The organism is Patiriisocius sp. 208BN25-11 (genome assembly GCF_058147145.1).
On sequence record NZ_JBYVJY010000001.1, the window covers coordinates 238,158 to 259,050 of the forward strand.

General features: G+C 36.6%; 22 protein-coding genes. 14 read left to right on the top strand and 8 right to left on the bottom strand.

Features of this window, described 5'->3' with window-relative positions:
• The first annotated feature begins 2 nt into the window (after positions 1-2).
• The 3 genes from ACY2RS_RS01190 to ACY2RS_RS01200 all read left to right on the top strand — a co-directional run bounded on the left by ACY2RS_RS01190 (position 3) and on the right by ACY2RS_RS01200 (position 3,035).
• On the top strand, positions 3-446 hold the full coding sequence (locus ACY2RS_RS01190) for a DUF1569 domain-containing protein (protein WP_490096765.1): 444 nt from the start codon (positions 3-5) through the stop codon (positions 444-446).
• Positions 447-887: 441 nt separating this feature from the next.
• Entirely contained in the window at positions 888-1,493 is a 606-nt protein-coding gene (locus ACY2RS_RS01195; RefSeq protein ID WP_490096766.1) for an FMN-binding negative transcriptional regulator, read from the top strand.
• Positions 1,494-1,601: 108 nt separating this feature from the next.
• Positions 1,602-3,035, top strand: a complete 1,434-nt coding sequence (locus ACY2RS_RS01200; RefSeq protein ID WP_490096767.1) for a choice-of-anchor B family protein — start codon at positions 1,602-1,604, stop codon at positions 3,033-3,035.
• Between the two features lie 50 nt (positions 3,036-3,085).
• Here the strand turns inward: ACY2RS_RS01200 and ACY2RS_RS01205 are convergent, their stop codons facing one another.
• The 6 genes from ACY2RS_RS01205 to ACY2RS_RS01230 all read right to left on the bottom strand — a co-directional run bounded on the left by ACY2RS_RS01205 (position 3,086) and on the right by ACY2RS_RS01230 (position 9,786).
• A complete protein-coding gene (locus ACY2RS_RS01205; protein ID WP_490096768.1) occupies positions 3,086-4,441 on the bottom strand; it encodes a UDP-N-acetylmuramate--L-alanine ligase in 1,356 nt (451 codons plus the stop codon).
• A 96-nt stretch (positions 4,442-4,537) separates the two neighbouring features.
• The gene (locus tag ACY2RS_RS01210; RefSeq protein WP_490096769.1) at positions 4,538-5,494 is read right to left on the bottom strand and encodes a tetratricopeptide repeat protein; all 957 of its coding nucleotides are present in this window, start codon (positions 5,492-5,494) and stop codon (positions 4,538-4,540) included.
• 43 nt (positions 5,495-5,537) lie between these two features.
• Positions 5,538-6,092 carry a DUF4136 domain-containing protein gene (locus ACY2RS_RS01215; RefSeq protein ID WP_490096770.1) on the bottom strand — a complete coding sequence of 185 codons (555 nt, stop codon included), beginning with the start codon at positions 6,090-6,092 and terminating at the stop codon, positions 5,538-5,540.
• 40 nt (positions 6,093-6,132) lie between these two features.
• Positions 6,133-8,052, bottom strand: a complete 1,920-nt coding sequence (locus ACY2RS_RS01220; RefSeq protein ID WP_490096771.1) for a T9SS type A sorting domain-containing protein — start codon at positions 8,050-8,052, stop codon at positions 6,133-6,135.
• A 75-nt stretch (positions 8,053-8,127) separates the two neighbouring features.
• The gene (gene obgE, locus ACY2RS_RS01225; protein ID WP_490096772.1) at positions 8,128-9,141 is read right to left on the bottom strand and encodes a GTPase ObgE; all 1,014 of its coding nucleotides are present in this window, start codon (positions 9,139-9,141) and stop codon (positions 8,128-8,130) included.
• Between the two features lie 72 nt (positions 9,142-9,213).
• Positions 9,214-9,786 (bottom strand): adenylate kinase, encoded by a 573-nt coding sequence (locus ACY2RS_RS01230; protein ID WP_490096773.1) that lies wholly within the window; start codon positions 9,784-9,786, stop codon positions 9,214-9,216.
• A gap of 687 nt (positions 9,787-10,473) precedes the next feature.
• Here ACY2RS_RS01230 and ACY2RS_RS01235 point away from each other — a divergent pair.
• The 9 genes from ACY2RS_RS01235 to ACY2RS_RS01275 all read left to right on the top strand — a co-directional run bounded on the left by ACY2RS_RS01235 (position 10,474) and on the right by ACY2RS_RS01275 (position 17,473).
• Positions 10,474-11,631: a 5-(carboxyamino)imidazole ribonucleotide synthase gene (locus ACY2RS_RS01235; protein ID WP_490096774.1), complete on the top strand. Its 1,158-nt coding sequence runs from the start codon at positions 10,474-10,476 to the stop codon at positions 11,629-11,631.
• A gap of 3 nt (positions 11,632-11,634) precedes the next feature.
• Positions 11,635-12,126 (top strand): 5-(carboxyamino)imidazole ribonucleotide mutase, encoded by a 492-nt coding sequence (gene purE, locus ACY2RS_RS01240; protein WP_490096775.1) that lies wholly within the window; start codon positions 11,635-11,637, stop codon positions 12,124-12,126.
• 115 nt (positions 12,127-12,241) lie between these two features.
• Entirely contained in the window at positions 12,242-12,592 is a 351-nt protein-coding gene (locus tag ACY2RS_RS01245) for a GIY-YIG nuclease family protein (protein WP_490096776.1), read from the top strand.
• A 5-nt stretch (positions 12,593-12,597) separates the two neighbouring features.
• Positions 12,598-14,637, top strand: coding sequence for a M3 family metallopeptidase (locus ACY2RS_RS01250; protein WP_490096777.1), 2,040 nt, complete (start codon positions 12,598-12,600; stop codon positions 14,635-14,637).
• A 1-nt stretch (position 14,638) separates the two neighbouring features.
• Positions 14,639-15,076 carry a hypothetical protein gene (locus ACY2RS_RS01255; protein WP_490096778.1) on the top strand — a complete coding sequence of 146 codons (438 nt, stop codon included), beginning with the start codon at positions 14,639-14,641 and terminating at the stop codon, positions 15,074-15,076.
• Between the two features lie 91 nt (positions 15,077-15,167).
• Complete coding sequence (locus tag ACY2RS_RS01260; RefSeq protein ID WP_490096779.1) at positions 15,168-15,671, top strand: GbsR/MarR family transcriptional regulator; 504 nt, start codon at positions 15,168-15,170, stop codon at positions 15,669-15,671.
• 95 nt (positions 15,672-15,766) lie between these two features.
• Positions 15,767-16,084, top strand: a complete 318-nt coding sequence (locus ACY2RS_RS01265; protein ID WP_490096780.1) for a hypothetical protein — start codon at positions 15,767-15,769, stop codon at positions 16,082-16,084.
• Position 16,085: 1 nt separating this feature from the next.
• Entirely contained in the window at positions 16,086-17,009 is a 924-nt protein-coding gene (locus ACY2RS_RS01270) for a TIGR01777 family oxidoreductase (RefSeq protein WP_490096781.1), read from the top strand.
• The gene (locus ACY2RS_RS01275; protein ID WP_490096782.1) at positions 17,006-17,473 is read left to right on the top strand and encodes an SRPBCC family protein; all 468 of its coding nucleotides are present in this window, start codon (positions 17,006-17,008) and stop codon (positions 17,471-17,473) included. Before ACY2RS_RS01270 ends, ACY2RS_RS01275 begins: the two co-directional genes overlap by 4 nt.
• A 104-nt stretch (positions 17,474-17,577) precedes the next feature.
• Here ACY2RS_RS01275 and ACY2RS_RS01280 read toward each other — a convergent pair whose 3' ends face one another.
• Positions 17,578-19,023 carry a M20/M25/M40 family metallo-hydrolase gene (locus ACY2RS_RS01280; protein ID WP_490096783.1) on the bottom strand — a complete coding sequence of 482 codons (1,446 nt, stop codon included), beginning with the start codon at positions 19,021-19,023 and terminating at the stop codon, positions 17,578-17,580.
• Between the two features lie 133 nt (positions 19,024-19,156).
• Here ACY2RS_RS01280 and ACY2RS_RS01285 point away from each other — a divergent pair, with 133 nt between their 5' ends.
• Together ACY2RS_RS01285 and ACY2RS_RS01290 are read left to right on the top strand one after the other, a co-directional pair.
• Positions 19,157-19,708, top strand: coding sequence for a sigma-70 family RNA polymerase sigma factor (locus ACY2RS_RS01285; protein ID WP_490096784.1), 552 nt, complete (start codon positions 19,157-19,159; stop codon positions 19,706-19,708).
• Positions 19,709-19,716: 8 nt separating this feature from the next.
• Complete coding sequence (locus ACY2RS_RS01290) at positions 19,717-19,959, top strand: glycine dehydrogenase (RefSeq protein WP_490096785.1); 243 nt, start codon at positions 19,717-19,719, stop codon at positions 19,957-19,959.
• Here ACY2RS_RS01290 and ACY2RS_RS01295 read toward each other — a convergent pair.
• Positions 19,936-20,694, bottom strand: a complete 759-nt coding sequence (locus tag ACY2RS_RS01295) for a UbiA family prenyltransferase (protein ID WP_490097089.1) — start codon at positions 20,692-20,694, stop codon at positions 19,936-19,938. The genes ACY2RS_RS01290 and ACY2RS_RS01295 overlap by 24 nt on opposite strands.
• Positions 20,695-20,893: the final 199 nt, after the last annotated feature.

Here is a 20,893-nt window from a genome sequence, read left to right on the forward strand (position 1 = left end):
ATATGAAGTCACTTTTTACAGATGATGCCTTTAATGAAATTAAGACAAGGCTCAACAACTTAAATGAAAATTCTGAACGCCAATGGGGCAAAATGACTCCAGGTCAAATGGCACATCATTGTCAATTACCATTAAACATTATTCTTGAGAAAAAAGAGCTAAACCTAAAGCCTAATTGGCTGGTTAATTTGTTCTTTAAGAAATCGATGTACAGCGATAAACCCTGGCGTAAAAATTTACCTACCGCACCTGGTTTTAAAGAAGTGGAGCCAAGAGATTTTGCTGCAGAAAAAGCTGCTCTACAAAGTTTGTTAGAAGAGTTTGGCACTCAAAGAGATCGAAACGACTGGAAACCGCATCCCTCTTTTGGAAAATTCACCAAAGAGCAATATGGCAAAATGCAATACAAACATTTGGATCATCACTTTAGACAGTTTGGAGTTTGACTTTCGGCGGATGACGGATGACGGATGACGGGTGACGGGTGACGGGTGACGGGTGACGGAAAATAAGTACGCAGTGGTCAGTGGCAGTAAGCAGAATTATTTACTTTGAGGCTTTGGAACTTTCTAATTGCGAGAGACCGCAGACCTTCCATGAGTCGTAGGGGCTTTAGTGGAGTCACAAAAGATGCCTTTGTATTCTTAAAAATATAAACTTTTGCGAATTTAAATACACCAACGTCTAAAGACAAAAGACCAATGACTAAAAAAATGCTAAGTGGCAGTAGGCAGATTTTTTTTATTTGAAAATGTAATGATTTGAAAATGATACTTTTGAAATTTTACAACTTTGAACCTTTGCATCTTTGCACCTTTGCACCTTTGCATCTTTGCATCTTTGCATCTTTGAAACTAAGGAACACATAAACTTTCAAGAACAGGAACATGAACACAAACTACCCTCCTCCACACCATCAAAGCGACGACATTAAAAAAATGATTGCATTGATACAAGAGTATCCTTTAGCAATGTTGGTATCTGCAAAAGACGGAACTCCTTTTGTAACACATATTCCTATTATCTACAACGAGACTACGGGCAAACTAGTTGCGCACATAGACAAATACAATCCGCAAGTAGCGACCCTTATTAATGGTGCAGAAGTTACAGTTGTTTTTAAAGGACCTGACACTTATATTTCTCCAAGTGTATATTCCACCAAACAACTGCCCACTTGGAATTATATTATCGTGCATATTACAGGAACCATTACACAAATAAACGATACAGAAGCAGCCAAAGAAACCATGATTGCCATGACTACATTCTTGGAAGGAAAAGATCAGAAATATGTTTTAGAAAAAGACAATCCTAGAATGGATAGTGCTGTAAAATACATTCAAGCTTTTGATATCACCATTACAAACTGGGAAGGAAAGTTTAAACTCTCTCAAGATAAAAACAAAAAAGATCAAGCCGCTGCTAAAGAAGCTCTTGTAAAAAACAACCGACAAGATACCACAGATTTCATTGTATCAATGTACGGTTAAATGCTGCTTTTTAAGAAGTCGAAATACATAAAATTGGTATCACTTATTTCTCACATTGTTAGTTTTCGACACTATTTTACACTATCCTTGTTGATAAAAGAAAATGCTATGAAAAAGAATTTTTTCTATATCGTCCTTAGTTTTGCAACTACCTTAGCATTTGGGCAAACAGAATGTGTCAATGGCTTTGCTGGAAACTTTCCTTGCGAAAATTACGATCTCATGTCAGTGCTTACCCTTAATGACATGGATGCCGATAGCGGGAATGATTCCTGGGGTTGGACAGATCCAACTACTGGAAAAGAATATGCATTAATGGGATTAAATAACGGAACTGCGTTTGTAGATATTTCAGACCCCGTAAACATCATCTATCTTGGAAAACTGCCTACCCATAACAACAACTTAGATGGCGGTCAAATATGGCGTGATATTAAAGTTTACAACAATCATGCTTTTATTGTAAGTGAAATTTCAAATCATGGCATGCAGGTATTTGACTTAACAAGGCTTAGAAATGTTCCTAATCCGCCTGCTACATTTACCGAAGATGCCCATTATGATGGTTTTGGTAACGCACACAATATTGCGATTAACGAAGCTACAGGATACGCCTACGCGCTCGGCACACAAACTTTTAGTGGTGGAGGTCATTATATTGACATAACAGATCCAACAGATCCCATTGATGACGGAGGAAGTTCTCAAAATGGCTATTCACACGACGCACAAATTATTATTTATAATGGTCCAGATGCAACACATGTTGGTAAAGAAATTTACATTGGAAGCAATACCGATGAAATTGTAATATTTGATGTTTCAGACAAATTAAGTCCTATACTACTTGGTACTGCTTCATATACGCAAGAAGCTTATACACATCAGGGATGGATTACAGAAGACCACAAATACTTTCTTGTAAATGATGAAGCAGATGAAGTGGCTTTTGGCGTAAACACAAGAACTCTAATTTTTGATCTAACAGATTTAGATAATCCAACATTTAAATTTGATTACGAAGGACCAACACCCGCAACAGATCACAACCTATATGTAAAAGGAGACAGAGCCTATTTGGCAAATTACAGTGAAGGTGTTCGAGTGATTAATATTTCAGATATAGAAAATGAAAATATTACAGAAGTCGGTTCTTTTGACACCTTCCCAGAAAACAATACAGCAGGAACTGATAATGGAATTTGGAATGTGTATCCATTTTTTGAGAGCAACAATATCTTTTTAAGTGATTATAATAGAGGTTTATTTATCGTAAGAGAATCTAATACTCTTAGCACTCCAGACAATGCAACTCTTGATTTTTCTATTCAACCTAATCCAGCACGCACTTCTATTACCATTGCTACAAATCAAACTTCTCTAGAAAGTATTGAAATCTTTAACATCCTTGGAGAACGTATTAAAAACATACAATTGGAACAGCAGGTAAAGGAAACTACCATAGACATTAGTGATTTATCTTCGGGAATGTATCTCATGAAGACCAATCAAAATACAGTGAAAAGATTTATTAAAGAGTAATATTAAAACGTTACAATAAAAAAATCCAGCGATGACGTCGCTGGATTTTTTTATTGTAGTATCTCTTTCACTTCCTCAAAATCCAATCCTCCATAATTACCGCTGCTCATTAATAGCAAGGAAGTGTCTTTACACTCTTGTTTAAATAAGAAGTCTTTAAACGCAGCAGGATCTGTGAAAATTTCTAAATCGTCTCTTTGAAATGCTTCACTAATTTGATCGCTAGACACTGCTTCCAACTTTTTAATCTTTACTGCATGGGGAGAATAAAAAACCACGGCCTTATCTGCTGCATCAAGCGCTCCTTTATACTGCGATAAGAATTCTGGGTTTAAACTACTATAGGTATGCAATTCTAAGCAAGCTAATAAGGTGCGTTCTGGGTATTGATTTTTTAAAGCCTGGGTGGTTGCTTTCACTTTACTTGGCGAGTGGGCAAAATCTTTATAGGCAATACTACTTGCTCCTTCGCCTATTTTTTCAAGACGCTTACTTGCTCCTTTGAAGGTGGCAATGGCTTCATAAAAATCTTCTTGCTGCACACCCATGAGCTGACAAATCCAGCGGGCACCTTCTAGATTATTTAGATTGTGTTTCCCAAATACTTCGATAGGCATCGGACCTTCTTCGGTAGTCAATAATGTTTCCCCATCTTCCACGGTATACTCGGGAGTTTGATAGGCATATTTTTTAATTTGATTTTGTGCTGCTTCGACCACATTTTTCACCTCCACATCTTCTTCGTTGTAGACAATGGCTCCACCATTTGTGATTTCAGAAAGAAAAATACGAAACTGCTCCACATAATTATCAAAGGTTGGAAACACATTAATATGATCCCAAGCAATACCACTTAATAAAGCGATGTTTGGCTTATATAAATGAAATTTAGGGCGCCTATCAATGGGTGAAGATAAATACTCATCGCCCTCTAACACCATAAAATCATTTTCTTGGGTAAGATGCACCATGGTATCAAATCCTTCCAGTTGTGCGCCAACCATATAATCTACTTCCCTGTCATGATAATGCATGACATGTAAAATCATTGAGGTAATCGTTGTCTTTCCATGAGAGCCACCAATCACAACACGTGTTTTATTTTTAGACTGCTCATATAAAAACTCGGGATAGCTATAAATGGTAAGCCCTAAATCTTTTGCTCGCAAGAGTTCGGGGTTATCTTCTTTGGCATGCATTCCTAAAATAATGGCGTCAATATCTTCGGAAATTTTAGTGGGAAACCAACCATATTCCTCTGGCAACAAACCTTTGGCTGCTAGCCTTGATTTTGAAGGATCGAATATTTCGTCATCACTTCCGGTTACCTGCTCTCCTTTGTTGTGTAATGCTAACGCTAAATTATGCATGGCGCTACCGCCAATGGCTATGAAATGGATTCTCATCTAAATGCTCGTTATGGATGTATAGACACACATCGGTTCTAAAAAAGATAAAGATACTTGCAATTCTGATTTCAGAATTCAGAAATCAGTTTTTTTTTAAATTGCTTCTATTAATTCTTTTTCAGCAATAGCTTCTTTAAACGAAGGACGCACTTCTAGAGCCTTGTTGATCCATGAAAGTGCTTTGTCTTTATTTCCGCTATTCTTATAAATCTGAGCTAGCCTCAAATAGGCCCAATCTTTAGGAACTCCATCTTTTACAGAATGATTTTTTAAGTACTTTTTTAAACAAGCAATTCCTAAGCGAGCATTCAAATTGTACTGCGCTGTTATTTTACCTATTTGATAATGCAATGCATTTCTATCGCTATGCATCGCCAAACATTCTTTGGTGTTTTCTAATGCCTTTTCTGGCTGATTTGTATTTTCATACAAACTAGTTAACTTGTCATAAGTATGCACAGAACCACCTACTTTTATAGCTTGCTTGTAAAAGCGCTCTGCATCTTTCGGCCTGTCATTATACTCTGCAATGTAGCCATTGGCTAAGTGGCCATCAACTGGTGAAATTGAAGCGAGTTCGTTGGCATAGGCAATCGCTTTTTCTTCACTTCCACCAATGATACTCGGCAATTGAATGTAAAATTCTACCAAAGCCCATCGTACTTCAATATGTTTTGGATCTAATCGCGCAGCGGTTTCAAAATGTTCTTTAATATCTGAAATATAAAATGCAGCACGTAATTTATTAACCGACAACGCTTTCATACCTAACACACCTCCATATTTGAAGTGATAATTTGCACTTGTTGGATCTTTTGTTACCAACGTTTCAAAATAGTGCAATGCAGTATCCCAATTTTTGGCGTATCCAGCAATATCTCCTAAGTACTCGATAACTATAACATTTTCTGGATGCTCTTTTAAATATGCTTCAAATAGCGGTTTTGCTTTGCTGAAATTTTCTTCACGATAGAGCTGTTCAGCGCGTTCAAATTGTGTCTGACCAAGCACTGCAAGCGGGAATAATAGTAAAAAACAAATCAACTTCATAGGTTCATATTTCCGAAGTACCCTACTTAATATCTAGAGACACTTATTTTTTTTGAGGTGGAAAATTCTTTAAAAGTTTAGCAATCATTTCTTGATAATAGTCCTCCTTTTGTATTGGAGTGGCATTTTCTTTTCGTTCACCAATGGCGCTAGCTTCCCAAACCAATGCTCCATTTTTGGAGGCATCAAAAACTTCTAGGGTAAGGCGTTCTTGATAACGTGGGGAACCAATAGGTATTGCAACGCCAATACCTATGCCATTACCATAGGTTCCAAAATCACCACCAACAGCAACATTAGGCTGCGCATCTTCATAAAAAGGAGCTGCATGAAAACGTACGTAAAATTGATTATAATCGGTTTTTATCCATTCTTTTTTTTGAAGTACTGAGTCAATGGCGTGTTTTATTCTTTTGTCATCAAGTTGGTTTAAACCCGTTTCAAATGGATCTGGACCCAAGGCAGCTCTTCTAGTATGTGCATCATAATATTGATATGTTTTCATACTAAAATCTGTTTCGGGATCATAATCTACATGAACGTAAGGTCCGCAAGAAAGCAACAAAGTGCTTATACATAAAAAAGCGATGATTTTCATAGTAGCTATCGTATCAAAAAGTAGACCAAGAACCTAGAATTTATTCTTTCATAATTTTCTTTACAACACTTCCTGCATCAGTGTTTATTTCAAGAAAATATACACCACTTGCCAATACTGACACATCTATCTGTTTTGTATATGTTTCTAGCAATTTTTTACCCATCACAGAATAAATAGATGCCTTTTGGAACTCTAACATTTCAGAAACTGAAATCGTAAGGCTATTTGAAACTGGGTTGGGGTATATAGTTATATTAGTATCTAGTGAAATGATCTCATTACCATCTAACAGCAAACAATCTTCAACAAAAATGACTTGCGCATCAATATTAGTAAAGTTAGCCTCTGCATAAGCAATATCATCTACACAAATAGCAATTAAACTTGGACAACCCTGCCCCTCGAAAATCGTTATTGCTGTATTGTTACCATTTTTTAGATTTACACTTTTTAGCTGGGGATTATTATTTTGAAAACGCACACTAGTCAACGCGGTATTTTGAGACAAATCGAGTGTTTCCATGATGTTTGTTTGTGCTTCGATACCCGTAATAGCAGAAAATGCCTCAATTCCCGTAAAATCTGAAATACCAAGATTTGCCAACTGTAAAATTCCAGAGAAGTTTTGGGCCTCTCCAACTTGAATAAATCCGTCCTCATTCTGGTCAATGATTGGATCGTGATTGAGGAGTCCATCTAACATAAATGGATCTGGAATCCCAACAAATCCGCAGGCTATTACTACATCAACTTGGGTCTCACAGCTTCCCGTATTGTTAATAATGTTTGTGTTTCCTGTTCCCAAATCAAGATACTCACAAATAGAAGTAATGCTGCACATAGAAAGACTTTCATTGTCTGTAATAGTAACTGTAGTTAAATTTTCAGGTATTACAGATGTAAATAGAGAAATATCTGTTAATGAAACATTGTCAATTAGGGTTAAAGAGGATACATTTTCTAACCTATCATCACAAGCATCGGTTACAGAAATTAGCGAAGCGTTATTTGTAATATTGGCATTTGTTGCAGTTACCAATTCACAATGTTCAATTTCTGTGAGTGCATCATTATTTGTAATCGTATAGTTTTCTACTTCAAACAAACTAGCAGCTAAATCCTGTAAGTTTAATAAACTATCGTTATTATCTATCGTAAGCGTGTTTGGACTATTTAAATAAAACAAAGCGCTCATTGAGCTTAGCATAGGGTTATCCTTTACACTTACATTAGAAATTGAACTAGTAAAACTACCATCACCAAAAACAGGGTTACTCAAACTCTGCAATTGTGCGTTTCCTTCTACAATAAAATTACCTGTATTAGAAGAAAACATTTCAGAGTATAACATACCATCTGTATTTATTAGATTATCATTGTTTATTAAGTAAAAATTATTCATGGTGAAGTCTCCATCATCTGCAAAATTAAATGCGGTTAATGATGGGTTATTTTCTACACGAAATGTTCTAAAACCCCCATCGGCAGTTAAGGGACCAATAGATGTTAATGCATTATTATCTTTTATGGTCAAAGAAGAGGTTCCTAACGGAAATGCATTTAAAACTATGGTTTGTAGTGCCGCATTATTTTCTATTTGCATCGTTTCTACTTCAAACAAGGCAAGTCCATCTAGCGAGGTTAACAAGGGGTTATTGGTAATAACAACTTCATTGACACTTCGATCAAATTCTGAGAGATCAAGATTAGTTAACAAGGGGTTGTTGTCTATAGTTAAGGTACCTTCAATGACTTGCATGATACGAAGAGGAGAGATATCTACAATATCTGCACCAGATACAGTAATATTAAACGTTGTTTGAAAACAATTTATATAGTCTACCTCAAAAGCATCTACTTCAGCTTGGGTTGTTAATACAATATCTTGTGTGGGACACTGCCCCAAACCAACAAAAGAAACCAAAGTAAAAACTACAATAAGTTTATAGTACTTCATAAAACAAAAATTTGAAGCAAGATACTTAAAATAAGTCCCTGCTTCAAATTTTAAAATGTCACTTTTACTATTGAGTTAGTGCACCGATGTCTCGTTTAACATCTGCCACAAAGTGTCTTTTAATTCCATTAATCCTTGCTGCGCTACAGAACTAAAAAATAGATACGGTATGTTTTTAAAATCTTTATCTAAAACTTCTTTCATCTCTGCTTTTAACTCATCATCTAGCATGTCGCTTTTAGATATGGCCACTAACTTATCTTTATCGAGTAGTTCTGGATTATAACGCTTTAACTCGTCTAGTAAAATATCGTATTGTTTTTTAATATCATCTGCATCTGCAGGGATTAAAAACAATAGGGTTGAGTTTCGTTCTATATGACGTAAAAAATAATGTCCGAGTCCTTTTCCTTCGGCAGCTCCTTCAATAATTCCTGGAATATCGGCCATTACAAAAGTTCTGTGATCGCGGTATTCTACAATCCCTAAATTTGGCTTTAGCGTTGTAAACTCGTAATTGGCAATCTTAGGTTTTGCAGCCGTAATTACAGAAAGCAGTGTCGATTTTCCAGCGTTTGGAAACCCTACCAAGCCTACATCTGCAAGTACTTTCATTTCTAAGGTAAAATTTCCTTCTTCTCCTTCAAGACCTGGTTGCGCATAGCGAGGTGTCTGGTTGGTAGCCGATTTAAAATGATTATTTCCTAAACCACCTTTTCCTCCTTTAGCAATAATGAGTTCATCATCATGCTCTAGTAATTCTTTTAAACGCTCTCCAGTATCTGTATTTAGGACTACCGTACCAAGCGGCACTTCAATATACACATCTTCACCATCTGCTCCAGTACTGGTTTGCTTGCTTCCTGCACCACCATGACCTGCTCTAAAGTGACGTTTAAACTTTAAATGGTGGAGTGTCCACATATTACTGTTGGCCTTCAGGATGATATGTCCTCCACGACCACCATCACCACCATCAGGACCTCCTTTTGGGATGTATTTTTCTCTACGCAAATGCGCACTTCCTTGTCCTCCTTTACCAGAGGTTACATGGATTTTTACGTAGTCTACAAAATTTCCTTCAGTCATTATTTAAGTTTAAACGTTGAGGCGTTTATAAGTTTATGCTCCTCTCCCTCTGGGAGAGGCTGGGTGAGGGATTTAGAGCTTATCAATAACTGCACTCAATCGCTCAGAAATCTCTTCAATATTTCCTACACCATCTACCCCGTGGTATTTATCTTGTGCTTTATAGAAGTCTTTTAAAATATCGGTCTTTCTATAGTATTCTGCTACGCGCTCTCTAATAATAGATTCGTCTGCATCGTCTGCTCTTCCGCTTGTCTTTCCTCTCTCAAGCAATCTTCCAACAAGCACTTCATCATCTACTTCTAAAGCAACCATCGCGTTAATCTGACTCTCTTTTGCGTCCATTAAACTTGCCAAAGCTTCTGCTTGTGCTGCAGTTCTAGGGAAACCATCAAATATAAATCCGTTAGCATCGGCATTTTTTTCTACCTCTGCATTGAGCATGTTAATGGTCACCTCGTCTGGTACTAAATGCCCTTTGTCCATATACGACTTGGCTAGGGTTCCTAATTCGGTTGCGTTTTTTATGTTGTATCTAAATACATCTCCCGTAGAGATATGTACCAATTGGTATTTTTCTTTTAAAACTTCGGCTTGGGTTCCTTTTCCGGCTCCTGGAGGGCCAAATAATACGATGTTTTTCATCTTTTTAGTTTTCTGAAATAATGATTTTATAAAATCCCACATTTCAATAAGTGTTCCATAAAAATTAATCGCGGCAAAGATACCGCTTTTAAAGGGAAAAACGAAGAAAGAAGAACGACCATTGTTTCTAATTAAATAATTTAAAAATGAGTCCATTTGAAAATGAAATTATCGATTTCGGATTCATCACCTACCCCTTAAAAGAAAAGCGTTATAACACCTACTAACTATTTCTAACGACTAACGTCTAAAGACTAAGGACCAGAAAAAAGTTAAAATGTAAAAATTAAAAGTATAGTTTCTCCCAAAGTTTCGAAATCGATTTCGAACGAAACACCCCTCTTACTCCCCTCAAGGGGAGAATTCCTATAATCTGACAATGATAAATTCATCGTCGTGAATTTTCATTTTCCCCGCCCTAAAGGGTGAGAAAATTCACTGAATTAACAAGAAACCACCCTTTAATCACAAAACTTCGGGAGGAAAAAAGTTTTTGCTGAGATTTTTGCCAATAACTGAGAAATCGCCACTCAAAGGGAGAATCATTGTCCTAGTTTTAGAATACAAAAAGAAACGCTACCCTTTGTGCCTCCGCTAAAGCTACAGCGACACGCGGAAGGGCTAGGATAAAGCGTTTCAATTTCGATTTCAATTTCATTTTCGGTTTCAACAACGTATCTTTGTGTCATGGCAAATTATTTTTCTTCAAATTTCACACTCGGAATTTTAGGCGGCGGCCAATTAGGCAAGATGATGCTTTACGAAACACGCAAATTTGACATCACCACGCATGTGCTTGATCCAAGCCCAGAAGCTCCTTGTAAAATAGCGTGTGATTATTTTCAACAAGGCAATTTATTAGATTTTGACACCGTATACAACTTCGGAAAAAAGGTAGACGTACTTACTTTTGAAATTGAAGGTGTAAATATTGATGCCCTAGAAAAATTAGAGGCAGAAGGAACAAAAGTATATCCAAGTGCTGCCACCCTTCGAAACATTCAAGACAAAGGAATTCAAAAGCAGTTTTACGATACACATAATATTCCTACGTCACCATTTAAAGTGTTTCAGGATATTTCAGCATTAAAAGAAGCCGTTAAAAATGGTTCGCAAACACTTCCATTTGTATGGAAAAGTTGCACGGGTGGTTACGATGGTATGGGGGTAAAAATGATTCGTACTGCGGAAATTTTAGAGGAACTTCCCAACCGTCCTTGTATTGCAGAGGGTCTCGTACCTTTTAAAAACGAGTTGGCCGTTATTGTGGTTAGAAACCCTAGTGGTGAAGTAAAGACCTACCCCGTGGTAGAAATGGAATTTCATCCGGAAGCCAACCAAGTAGAGTATGTCATTTGCCCAGCCCGCATTGACGAAAGTGTCGCTAAAAAAGCAAGAGCCATCGCTACTCAGGTTTCCGAAGCATTTGAACATGTAGGGCTTTTGGCCGTTGAGATGTTTCAAACCGAAGACAACCAAATACTAGTCAACGAAGTTGCACCAAGACCTCACAATAGTGGGCATTACAGTATTGAAGCTAGCTACACCAACCAGTTTGAACAACAACTACGTGCTATTTTAGACTTACCGTTGGGTAATACAGCGAGTAAAGTGGGTGGCATTATGGTGAACTTAGTAGGTTCAGAAGGCCATACAGGTGAAGTAGTCTACCAAAACATAGAAAAAATCATGGCAATGGAAGGCGTAACACCACATATTTATGGCAAGAAACAAACACGCCCTTTCAGAAAAATGGGGCATGTCACTATTGTAAACAAAGATATTGACATAGCCAGAGCCATTGCACAAGAAGTAAAAGAAAGTATTAAAGTGATAAGCAAATAAACCATGAGCAAAGTAGGAATTATAATGGGAAGTACCAGTGATATGCCAGTGATGCAAGACGCTATCGATATCTTAAAAGGATTTGATATCGAGATTGAAGTAGATATTGTTTCTGCACATCGAACTCCTGAAAAATTATTTGAATACAGTAAAAATGCACACACACGAGGTATTAAAGTAATTATTGCTGGCGCTGGTGGAGCAGCCCACTTACCAGGTATGGTTGCATCACTATCCCCCCTACCAGTAATTGGCGTACCTGTAAAATCGAGCAATAGCATTGATGGTTGGGATTCTGTATTATCTATCCTTCAAATGCCCGGCGGTGTTCCTGTTGCAACTGTTGCTTTAAATGGTGCTAAAAATGCAGGGATTTTAGCGGCTCAAATTGTAAGTACGGCAGACAAATGTGTCTTAGACAAAGTCATTGCCTACAAAGAAGGCTTAAAAATGAAAGTGGAAGAAGGCGCTAAGAAAGTACGCAGTTCGCAGTAGCAGTTGGCTTTAGGTTGTAGGTTGTAGGTTGTAGGTTGTAGGAAAAACTAATTTAATAAAAATAAAGCAAGCTGTCCGGTCGAGCGCAGTCGAGACCTATGTTAATCTTAACTATATGAAATCTTATTACATTTATATTTTAAAATGTGCAGATGGATTACTATACACAGGATTTACAAATAACATAACAAGACGTTTTGAAGAACATAAAGAAGGCAGAAACAAAAATGCTTTCACATACAAGAGAAGACCAGTAAAACTTATTTTTCATCAAGAATTTAATGATGTTGAACAAGCTATTTACTTTGAGAAGAAAATTAAGAAATGGAGTGCAAAAAAGAAATTAGCATTAGCTAATGGTGACTTTGAAATGTTACAAATTTTAGCTGAATGCAGAAATTTAACACATTTTGAATTTCGTCCTACCGAAATGGAGGTCTCGACTGCGCTCGACCAGACACAGTAAAAACAATGAACAACAATCCATTACTAAATAATTTCAATCTCGCTCCATTTTCTGATATAAAAAATGAGCACTTCTTGCCAGGAATCACACAACTCATAGAAGATACCAAAGCAGAAGTAAATGCTATTGTTGAAAATACAGAAGCTCCAAGCTTTGAAAATACTGTTGAAGCACTAGAGAATACTGGAATGCGATTAGATAGAGCTACCAGTATCTTTTTTAACCTAAACAGCGCCGAAACCAATGAAAAAATTCAACAGATTGCTCAAGAGCTTTCACCATTGCTTTCTAACTTTTCGAATGACCTCCTTTTAAACGAAGCCTTGTTTAAAAAGGTAAAAGCAGTATATGACAGTCGTGCTTCTTATCAGCTTAGTGGAGAGCAGCAGATGTTGTTAGAAAAACAATACAAAGGATTTAGTAGAAATGGCGCTAATCTTTCCGAAGAGAAAAAGAAACAACTTCGTGAGATAGACGCACAATTATCGAAGCTAGCTTTGACTTTTGGTGAAAATGTATTGGCTGCCACCAACGCCTTTGAAATGCTACTCACCAATGAAGAAGATCTTGCTGGTTTGCCAGAAGGAGCCAAAGAAGCTGCCAAGCAAACTGCTTCAGAAAAAGGAAAAGAGGGTTGGATGATTACTTTGGATTATCCCAGCTACATTCCATTTATGAAGTACGCAGAAAATCGCGAGCTACGTAAAAAACTATCCTTGGCTTTTGGAGCGAGAGCGTTTCAAGATAACGAACAAAACAACGAACAAAACGTTCTTGATATCGTTAACCTAAGACACAAACGCGCCCAATTACTAGGCTATCAAAGTCATGCGCATTTTGTGCTAGAAGAGCGTATGGCAGAAACACCAGAGAAGGTGCACGCATTTCTAAATGAACTCTTAGTAAAAGCAAAACCTGCAGCGCAAAAAGAATTTAATGAATTGGAAGCTTTTGCAAAAGACCTAGATGGGATTGATGCCTTGCAAAAATGGGATAGTGCTTTTTATGCTGAAAAATTAAAACAACAAAAATTTAGCTTAGACGACGAGCAATTAAAACCCTACTTCAAATTAGAAAATGTCATTCAGGGAGTGTTTACTGTGGCCGAAAAATTATTTGGGTTAAAATTTGAAGAAGACAACAGCATTGACAAATACCACGATGATGTTAAGACCTACAAAGTGCTAGACGCTACTGGTGATCTTGTTGCAATTTTCTATGCAGATTTTCATCCGCGTCCCGGTAAACGCGGTGGGGCTTGGATGACGAGCTATAAACCACAGCAAATGATACCTTCCTCTAAAGGTATGACAAATGACAGACCACACATTTCTAATGTGTGCAATTTCACCAAACCAACTGCTACCAAACCATCGTTACTTACTTTTAATGAGGTAACTACTTTATTCCATGAATTCGGACACGGTTTGCACGGTATGCTAGCAAATACCCAATACAAAGGTCTAAGTGGAACAAATGTATATTGGGATTTTGTAGAGCTTCCTAGTCAGATACTAGAGAACTGGTGCTACGAAAAAGAGACCCTAGAATTATTTGCAACGCATTACGAAACAGGAGAAGTCATCCCAATGGAATTGATAGAAAAGATCAAGGCATCGGCGACCTTTCATGAAGGAATGCAAACGCTTCGCCAATTAAGTTTTGGGATGCTTGACATGTCTTGGCATGGAAGTGACCCAACCCATATTAAAAATGTAAAAAACTTTGAGAAAGAAGCGTTTGGAGATACTGCATTATATCCAGATACTCCGGAGACGTGCATGAGTACTGCGTTTAGTCATATTTTTCAAGGAGGTTATAGTGCTGGATATTACAGTTACAAATGGGCAGAAGTACTGGATGCAGATGCCTTTGCGTATTTTAAACAAGAAGGAATTTTCAATAAAAAAGTAGCGACCAAGTTTAAGGATCATGTTCTTTCACAAGGAGGCACGCAAGATCCTATGGATTTATATGTAAAATTTAGAGGCCAAAAACCCAATCCAGATGCCTTATTAGAGCGCGCAGGGTTATTAAAACAATAGTATGAAACACATCGTAATCTTTGCCTTTTTAATAGCTTTTGTTTCATGTAAGCAACCCACTTCGGAAATATTAAAAACCGAAACCACTTTAGAAGAAACTACTCCGGTTATAAATACAGAAAAGATTCCTGAGTCTGAAAATTTCAAATTATTACAAGGCACATGGGTGAATATAGATGACCCATTAAGCAGTTTAACTTTTGCAGGAAGAAAAGTTATTAATTTGTATGATGGTATCGATTCAAAAAAGAATATTGAATTTACCATGGCAGACAGCTGTCAAAATATGAATCCTGAAATAGAAAAAGAAGACGATAAGTATATTCGTACTACAGGCGATGCAGAAGAATGCTATTACATTGTAACACTAGACCAAGAAAACTTAATCCTTGGTTTTTGGGGTGTAGAAAGTGCTTTGCGATTTAGACGAGCACAATAACAAACATCTCATATTTCAACATAGAACAAAATACATGTCACAAACTTTCAATAATTATTGAAAGTTTAAAATATTTTTATATATTTACTCTATGGATTACAAAGAAGCAAAAAATAAATTTATTAGCACTTGGGGTACTTTAGGTAGTTTATGGGGGATTAATAAAGCTATGGCTCAAATACAGGCCTTGTTATTTATAAGTCCAGATGCCATGTCTATGGAAGACATCATGGAAGATCTGGGGATTTCTCGAGGAAACGCAAGTATGAACCTACGCCATTTAATGGAATGGGGCATTGTTTACAAAGTAAATGTACCCGGAGAACGCAAAGAGTTCTTTACTACCGAAAAAGACGTAACTGAGTTGTCAAGGCAGATTGCAAAGGAAAGAAGCAGACGTGAACTACAGCCTTCTATTAGAGTTTTAAAAGAGGTATCTTCTATTAAAGAAGACGGCACTAACAAAACCAAAGAATTTATCAAACAAACCAAAGCCATGCATGATTTAGCAGATACTGCCGATACCATGCTGAATAGAATCGTAACCCAAGAACAAAACTGGATTACCAAAACGCTGGTCAAATTTTTAAAATAAAGACCAAATAAAATCAAGAAACATTGGGGACGTAATACTCCCTTTTCTTTGAAAAATATGTTTCAATATTTATTGAAAGTTTTAAAAATAAAATCATGAATACAATTAAAAGTTTTATACCAATTAACTGGATACTCATTGGATTAACGATTCCACTCTATTTTGTCTTTGTTGGAATTTTAACACACATCCTCCTAGGGATATTCCAAGTCTCGGTTTTCGCATACATTCTTCTTCAAGGAGAATCTTATTCAAAAGCAATACAAATACAATTGTGGGCGTATGGTATGCTAACTTCACTTACACTCCTCACTCCTTTTATTCAAGAAAGTTGGTCATGGTATGCTTGGGTTTCCAGCTGTATCCTAGCTTTCTATTTCACCGGGATTTTATATCAATTAAAAAATAACTAGCATGAAAACAATGATCATCGCAGGGGGTACTGGTTTCTTAGGAACCGTTTTAAGCAACTACTTTAAAAACAAAGTAGACCACATCTACATTCTTTCTAGAACAGAAAAAAAGAGCATCGACAACATTTCATTCTTACAATGGGATGGAAAAACGAAGGGGCCATGGATGAACGTATTTGAAGGTGCAGATGTGCTCATTAATATGACAGGAAAATCTGTTGATTGCAGATACAACCAATACAACAAAGATTTGATTTTATCTTCTCGAATTGATGCTACAAAAATTCTAGGTGAAGTCATAAAAGAGTGTACTCATCCACCCAAAATCTGGCTTAACTCATCTACAGCAACTATTTACCGTCATTCTTTAGACAAAGAAATGAACGAAGACACTGGAGAGATTGGCGATGGATTCTCTGTTGGGATAGCAAAGGCTTGGGAGCAAGCATTTTTTGGCTTTCAATCTGAAAAGACAAGACAAGTCGCTTTAAGAACATCTATCGTCCTTGGAAAAAATGGAGGTGCATTTGTTCCTATTAAAAATTTAGCAAAAGTAGGCTTTGGAGGCACCCAAGGCTCAGGAAACCAAAAAGTAAGTTGGATACATGAAAACGATTTTGCTAGAAGTATCGAATGTATCATACACAATACTCATATCAGTGGCCCTATCAATATCGTCTCTCCAACTCCAACCACAAACGAAGGCTTAATGAGAGCCATTCGTAAAACAATAGGGATTCCCTTTGGCATCCCATTAGGAAAAACAATGTTAGAATTTGGTGCAAAAATCATCAAAACCGAAACAGAGCTTATTTTAAAAAGTAGAAATGTAGTGCCTAAAAAATTACTTGACAATGGCTTTATTTTTCAATATGGAACATTAGCGTCATGTTTAGAAAATCTTCTCAAAAAAGACACAAAATGACTACAATAACACTATATACTAATATAAATGCACCTATTCAGGAGGTGTTTGATCTCTCCAGAGACATCGATTACCATGTGCAGTCTGCTTCACAAACCAAAGAAAGAGCCATCGCAGGAACAACTTCGGGTTTAATAGGATTACATGAAACAGTCACCTGGAGCGGAAAACATTTTGGTATTTTTTTGAAACACACAAGCAAAATCATAAAGTTAGAAAGACCATATGGCTTTACTGATGTCATGATCAAAGGTCATTTTACCTATTTCTGTCATGAACATTTTTTTGAAGAAAAAGAGGGTATCACAGTCATGAAAGATATTTTAAAGTACAAAACTCCTTTTGGTATCCTAGGCAGATGGTTTGACACCTGTTTTTTAAAAAGACACTTACATCGGTTTCTACAACATAGAAATGAGATGCTAAAAGAAGAGGCACAAAAAAGAGGATTAAAAAAAACTTAGATGTCTGTTCGAGTGCTCCCGAAGCTTCGGGAGCGCTCAACCAGACAAAAGTTACTATTTCAATTTTTAGAGACCTACTTTTGATGGTTCCTATTTCAGAAATACTAATTCTTAATCAATATTTTTTTAGCAACAGCTCCCCTACCCTCAGTAACAAAAGAAGTTATGTATAATCCCGTTTGTAAATTTGCTACACCTATGGTGCCTGAATCACTAGGTATAGGCTGTGAAAGAACTCTTTTTCCAGTAATGTCATACAAAACCACTTCCGAAAAAGCCTGAATATTACCCGCAAATGAGTAGTGAATCACTCCTGAATTATAGCTAACAGTAACGGCTTCTAATGTGGCTTCATCTAATCCAAGTGGGGCATTACTTTTAGCAGTTTCTATTAAAAATTCAGCTGCTAGTTTTGCAAATTTGGCAGAGTGATCGGCATCTCCTGCTACATTAAAGGTATCACCAGGTGTATGTATATTGCTATTATGATCTCCAAAATTTGCTTCAAATGGAAACGTAGACATATACCCTTCTGCAGTCCAACTTGCATGGTCTGAACATCCATAATTACATAAAGAGGTACTATAGGTGATAGCATGGACTCCAGAACTATTATAATGATCTAGTAGCTCCATCATGTAGTCATTCAAGTCTGCATTTGTAAAATCTGTAATAAAAGAAATATCGGTTGCAGAACCGTTGTACAATGTCATATCAAATTGCGCCACGGCAGTTACATCGACATTAGCATCTGCATATGCTTCTGCAATCTCGGCAGATCCAACGAGTCCTATTTCTTCTGCGGCATAGGCCATCACTTCGATGGTTCTTTTAGGTACAAAACCAATTTCAAAAAGTGTCCTTGTCGCTTCTGTAATAGTAGCAATACCCGAAGCATCATCATCTGCCCCTGGAGCATTGGTAGTTGGTTCAAAAGAGGTAGAATCTAGATGCCCACCTATTACAATAAACTCTTCTGGCAACTCGGCACCTTCAATCGTCATAATTACAGAAGGCATATTGGTAGCACTATGATCGAATAAGCGCACACTAACGTCTGTTCTACCATAATCTGCAGCAATAGCTTCCCACTTTGCTTTTAAATCAATAGCAGATTGACTCCCACTCGAAGTGGTATGATGTCTGGTACCATAAGCTTCTAACTCTTGGATATGATCTTCAATATTTTCAGTATTGACAGCATTGATAGCTTCTTGCACTAAAGCGTCCTCTGTAATTGTAAAATCAATAGCAACCCTATTTTGTGGAGATTTTTGTAAACTTTCTAGAGCAGCCTCTTTATTCACCTTATACATATATCCTGGACCATGTACAAGCACTCTGTCATGTAATTTGTGACCGGCATGTTCTGTTAAGGAAACCGCTGCTTCATTTCCTTTTTTTGCTAAAATGGTTACTTCATCTGGGAAGTCATTTTTCAACTCCTCGGCATCATGCAATGCCATGGTTGCAAAAAAGCGTTCATTTTCAATTAATTGGGCTTGCAGTGAAATTGTAAAAAACAAAATCACATATAAGATTTTTTTCATTTCGATATTTTTACTAAAAGTACCTTGAATATGTTACATTTTTGGGTAAAAGTGATAAAATTATGAGCTTATTAAATAGGTTATTATGGCTGGAGATTATTTTTGAAGCACAAACTTTGCTATTTTTGTAGTCATGACAAACCATGTTATTAATGCAGACCAATGGGTAGATCGCTATAGTGATTATCTCTATAATTATACTATTGTTCGTGTAAATAATCATGAGATAGCGCAGGACCTTATTTCTGAAACTTTTTTAGCTGGACTAAAATCTGCTGCTAATTTTAAGGGAGAAGCAAGTGAACGTACCTGGCTTATTTCTATTTTAAAACGAAAAATTATTGATCATTACAGAAAAATAAACAGCAATAAAGGGAAAGCAGAAGTTCGAATGAACTATACAAGCGAAGATGCCGAAGGTGACTGGTTAGAAGAACGAGTAAGCGACCCTTACGACAAGACCGCTGAAGACGAAATGGAAAACGAAGAGTTAGGCAGCGCTATCCATAATTGTTTGGACACGTTAAACCCAAAACAAGCTTCCATATTTAAAATGAAAACGATTGATAATTTTGACACAGAAGCTATTTGTAATGAATACAACATTACTCCGTCTAACCTCTGGGTAATCATCCACAGAGCAAGAACAGCAATGGCAGATTGCCTAGAACAAAATTGGTTATAATAAGAGTTATGAAAATATTTTTAAAATGTGATGAAGCAAATCACACCTGTGATAAAAATCAATATAAGGAAGCTTCCTTTTTGGAACTTATTAAATTGAATATTCACCTAATCTATTGTAGAGCGTGTCGTAAATACACAGCTCGAAATACAAAATTATCAAATGCTTTCAAGAAAAGCAATGTTAAGACGATGCCACTAGACACCAAAGCAGCAATGAAAGAGCGCTTACGCCATGAAATGGCAAAATAAAAACACCATAACTCCCCACACAATCGGAATACTCTCTATCCAAAAAGAGGCAAAGTATTCCGATTGTTTTGTTTTAGAACCTATCAAACCAAATCCAACAAGGACGCATATTACAAATAACACTGCCACACTACAGGATGTAATTTGATCTTTAAAGCCCTCTAAAACAATCACAACAACAAGTAATAAAACTCCAATTCCTTTTGTTTTTTTCACGCCAAACAACTGCGGAAATGTTCTTAATTGATACCTGTCTTCCTGAACATCTCGTATTTCAAAAGGAAATATAAGTATGAGTACAAATAGGAAACGTTGTACAAAACTGAGCCAAATATCAACATCAAAATCTTGCTGTCCATAAACTGGAACTAACACAGATACACCAGCCCAAACCAATGCAACTATAAATATTTTAACTCCACCCAGATTTCGAAGGTTCTTGCTTTTTACAAACGGAAATACATATAATAAAGTAATGACGGCAAAAATGCTAAGCCCAAGAAGTGTTCTAGTTTCTAATTGAAGTAAAAAATAAATGAGTGCACAAAAAACTAGGAAAGAAAATACTTGTATTTGTTGTAAGCTTGAAATTAGCCCTTTGCGATGTAATCCTGCAATTTCTGCATACTTAATAAAATTATACCCTGTAATGGTCCCCAAGAAAGCAACCCAGAGGTATGAAAAAGAAATAGAAAGTTGAAACTCAAAAAATGTTACATACACCAGAGCGGTCACTGCCAAAGCAACATGCACGCTGCTTCGAATATAAAATTTAAAAAGAGATGTTAAGATACCCACTCTATAAAATTACATATTCTACTACGTCAAAAACAAAAGAAGTTTTGCTTTTTACTAAAGAATGTTAGTAACATCATTTTTTAGTTGAAAAGTAATAGGGTTCAAACTGTTAAACATGTAACATTTATTTCATTTA